General features: G+C 73.1%; 1 pseudogene. It reads right to left on the bottom strand.

What is annotated here, in order from left to right:
* Positions 1-4,271 (bottom strand): annotated as a pseudogene (locus tag BFF76_RS13510) (type I polyketide synthase); the annotation flags it as partial.
* Between the last annotated feature and the right edge of the window lie 65 nt (positions 4,272-4,336).

Here is a 4,336-nt window from a genome sequence, read left to right as displayed (position 1 = left end):
CCCGAAAACACCAGAGCCAGGGATCGACCCGACTTCGCGCGGTCCAGGACCGTGTGCGGAGCGTGCTCGCCGGAGATGACGGCGTCGAGACCGCGCAGGAGTTCCTCGCGGGTGTGCCCCGTGACCACGGCGCGGTGTTCCATGGCGGACCGTGCGGAGAGCAGTGACCAGGCGACGTCCGCGTCGGACGCCTCCGCCACGGCTGCGGAGTCCCGCAACCGCGCCGCCTGCCCACGCAGCCCGGCAGCAGAACGCGCGGAAAGCACCCAGGGCACCACGACCCCCGCGGCCTCCACCGACGACTCGACCACGGACGACGGTGCAGAGAGATCCGCGGACCCAACCGGCAGACCGGCCGGCGCCTGCTCCAGAACCACATGCGCATTCGTACCGCTGATACCGAACGAAGAGACCGCAGCCCGACGCGGACGCCCGGTCTCCGGCCACGCACGACTCTCCGTGACCAGCTCCACCGCACCCGACGCCCAGTCCACATACGGCGTCGGCTCATCGACGTGCAACGTCTTCGGCACCACACCGTGCCGCAGGGCGAGCACCATCTTGATGATCCCGCCGACGCCGGCGGCTGCCTGGGTGTGACCGAAGTTGGACTTCAACGATCCCATCAGGAGCGGCTGTTCACCTGCACGGTCCTGGCCGTAGGTGGCGAGGACCGCCTGGGCCTCGATCGGGTCGCCGAGGGTGGTTCCGGTGCCGTGCGCCTCGACGACGTCGACGTCGGCGGCCGTCATGCCCGCACTGGCGAGCGCCTGACGGATCACCCGCTGCTGCGAGGGGCCGTTGGGCGCGGTCAATCCGTTGGACGCGCCGTCCTGGTTCACCGCCGAACCCCGTACCACGGCGAGCACTTCGTGCCCGTTGCGCCGCGCGTCCGACAACCGCTCCACCAGGAGCAGGCCCACACCCTCGGACCAGGTGGTGCCGTCGGCGCCGGCCGCGAAGGACTTGCAGCGGCCGTCGGGCGCCAGGCCCTGTTGGCGGCTGAACTCGACGAAGGAGTCGGGGGTCGCCATGACTGCGACGCCACCGGCCAGAGCCAGGGTGCAGTCGCCCTGCCGCAGCGCCTGCGCCGCCTGGTGCAGCGCCACCAGCGACGACGAGCACGCCGTGTCCACCGTCACCGCAGGACCCTCGAACCCGAACGTGTACGAGACACGGCCGGTCGCGATGCTGCCGGTGTTGCCGTTGCCGAGGAAGCCCGCGACCTCCTCGGGGACGGAGCGCAGCCGGGCGGCGTAATCGTGGTACATGAGCCCGGCGAACACGCCGACCCTGCTGCCGCGCACGGCAGCGGGGTCGATGTCCGCGTCCTCGAACGCCTCCCAGGTGGTCTCCAGGAGGAGCCGCTGCTGGGGGTCCATGGCGAGGGCCTCGCGCGGTGAGATCCCGAAGAACTCGGCGTCGAAATCGGCGGCGTCGTGCAGGAATCCGCCCTCGCCGACATAGCTGGTGTTGACGCGTCGGCCGTCCCGGTCGACGAGCTCGCGCACGTTCCAGCCGCGGTCCTCGGGGAACGGCGTGACACCGTCCCTGCCTTCGGCGACCAACTGCCACAGCTCCTCGGGCGTGCGGACACCGCCGGGATAGCGGCAGCTCATGCCGATGATGGCGATCAGGTCGTCGTCACCGGACGCCACCGGCGCCACGAGGGTCGGAGCTGCTGCGTCGGCTTCCTCGCCGACGAGTTCTGCGCGCAGGTGGCGGGCGAGCGCCGCCGGCGTCGGGTAGTCGAAGACGAGGGTGGCGGGCAACCGCACCCCGGTGGCCGTGGCCAGCTGGTTGCGCAGGTCGACGGCGGTCAGCGAGTCGAATCCGAGCTCGGAGAAGGCCCGGTCGGACTCCAGGTCGCTGTCGGGCGCGTAGCCGAGTGCGGCGGTGACGTGCCGCAGCACCAGCTGCAGCAGCGCCTCTTCGCGGCCGGCGGCGGACAGCGCGCGCAGCCGGTGGCGGAGGCCGCCGGTGGGTTCGGCGTCCGTGGCCCGCCGGGAGGTGGTGCGAACGAGGCCGCGCATCACCGGGGGGATTCCGGCGGCCTCGCCTCGGGCGGCGGCCGGGTCGAACGCCATCGGGACGAGTACCGCTTGGCCCGTGGCGAGTGCCGCGTCGAACAGCGTGAGGCCGTCCTCGACGGACAGGGCAGACATGCCGCCGCGGGAGGCACGGGCGAGGTCCTGCTCGCTCATGGCGCCCGACATGGAGCTGCGCTGGTCCCACAGACCCCAGGCCAGCGCGTGCGCGCTGAGCCCCTGGGCCCTGCGGTACTCGGCCAGGGAGTCGAGGAAGGTGTTGGCCGCGGCGTAGTTGGCCTGGCCGACCGCGCCGAGGATGCCGGCCGCGGAGGAGAACAGTACGAAGAAGTCGAGGTCCGCGGTGAGTTCGTGCAGGTTCCATGCGGCCTGCGACTTGGGCCGCAGCACGGTGTCGACCCGCTCGGGGGTCAGCGAGGAGATCACCCCGTCGTCCACGACGCCCGCGGAGTGGACCACGCCGCGCAGTGGCCGGCCGGCCGGGATGTCCCCGAGGACGGCGGCCAGGCTGTCCCGATCCGCCACGTCGCAGGCGGCGACCGTGGTCTCGGCGCCGAGCTCGGCGAGTTCGGCCACCAGCTCCTGCGCACCCGCGGCCTGCGGGCCCTGGCGGCCGAGCAGCAGCAGATGGCGTACGCCGTGCTCGCGCACCAGGTGACGGGCGACGGCACTGCCGAGGACGCCGGTGCCGCCGGTGATGAGAACGGTCCCGTTCGGGTCCCAGACCGGCGCCTCCTCGTGCTCGGTCTGTGCGGAGGGGGCGGCCGGGACAACGCGGGAAAGCCGGGGTGCCCACAACGTGCTTTTACGGAGCACCAGTTCGGGTTCGTCCGCCGCGAGGGCGGTCCGGAGGGCCGGCGCCAGGAGCGCCGCCGTGTCGTCGGAGGGATCGGCCGTAAGGTCGAACTGCACGATACGGCCGGGGTGTTCGGACTGGGCCGAGCGCAGCAGACCGCGGGCTGCGGCGTGCGCCGGGTCGGCACCCTGTCCGTCGGTGGCCGCCGCCGCGAGGGTCGCGGCGTTACGGGTGAGCAGCACCAGCCGAGCCTCGGCCAGCCTGTCGTCGTCGAGCCAGGCCTGCGCCGTCTCCAGCGCCCAGAAGGTTGCCGCCTTCGTGGCCTCCGGTACGTCGGCCAGGGAGTCGGGGCAGGCGACGACGACGGTCTTGGGCACGGCAGTTCCCGCGTCGATCGCCGCGGCGAGGTCCGCGAGGTTCCCGTACACCTCGCTGTCGGCGTCCGCGCCGCGGGTGAGCGCGGCGGCCTCGTCACCGATGACGGCCCAGAGGGGCCGGGCGGCGTCGCCCGCAACCGGGGGAAGTTCGGCCCAGTCCGTTCGGTAGAGCCACTCGTTGTGGCCGCGTGCGGCGCGCAGCTGACGGCCGGTGACCGGGCGCAGGACGAGTTTACCGACGGAGGCAAGCAGCAGCCCGGCACCGTCGGTCATGGTGACCGTGACGGCGCCGGTACCCGCGGGGGCGAGACGGACGCGCACGGCGGCCGCACCCGTGGCGTACAGGCGCACGCCTTCCCAGGCGAACGGCAGGCCGCGCGGCGGCTCGCTGTCGCCGGAGCCCTCCAGCAGGGACACGCCGTGCAAGGCCGCGTCGAGCACAGCGGGGTGCAGGCAGAAATCGCCCGCGTCGCCCGCGTCGCCGCCCTCGGGCAACCGCACCTCGGCGAACACCTCGGAGCCGCGACGCCATGCCGCCGTGAGCCCCTGGAAGCTGGGGCCGTAGGCGAAGCCACCCTCTCTCATCGTGTCGTAGAGGCCATCCACCTCGACGGGTACGGAGCCCTCCGGCGGCCAGGCCTGGGATGGGGAGAGCGGCGCCGGTGCCGCCTGTACCGGGGACAGCACACCGGTGGCGTGGGTGGCCCAGGCTCCGGCGTCGCCGGTCCTCGCGTACACCGCGAAGGAGCGGCGCCCTTCCTCGTCCGCGTCGCCCGCCGTCAGCTGGACCCGCGTGGTGACACCTTCGGGAAGCACCAGCGGGGCGTGCAGCGTCAGTTCCTCGACGCCGGCGCAACCGACCTCGTCGCCGGCCCGCAGTGCCATCTCGACGAAGCCCGCACCGGGGAAGAGCACGGTGCCGAGCACCGCGTGGTCGGCCAGCCAGGGCAGCTCCGCCGGCGAGAGCCTGCCGGTGAGGAGCACGCCGTCGCCATCGGCCAGGCCGACCCTGGCGCCGAGCAGCGGGTGTCCTGTGGTTTCGAGGCCCACGGACCCGATGGCCGCATCCACACCGGTCGGCGCGGAGCGCCGGGGCCAGTGGCGCTGCCGGTTGA

Source organism: Streptomyces mutomycini (assembly GCF_001700505.1).
Taxonomy (GTDB): Bacteria; Actinomycetota; Actinomycetes; order Streptomycetales; family Streptomycetaceae; genus Streptomyces; species Streptomyces mutomycini.
Note: the sequence above shows the minus strand (reverse complement) of the source record. Positions and strands in the feature narration are given on the sequence as shown.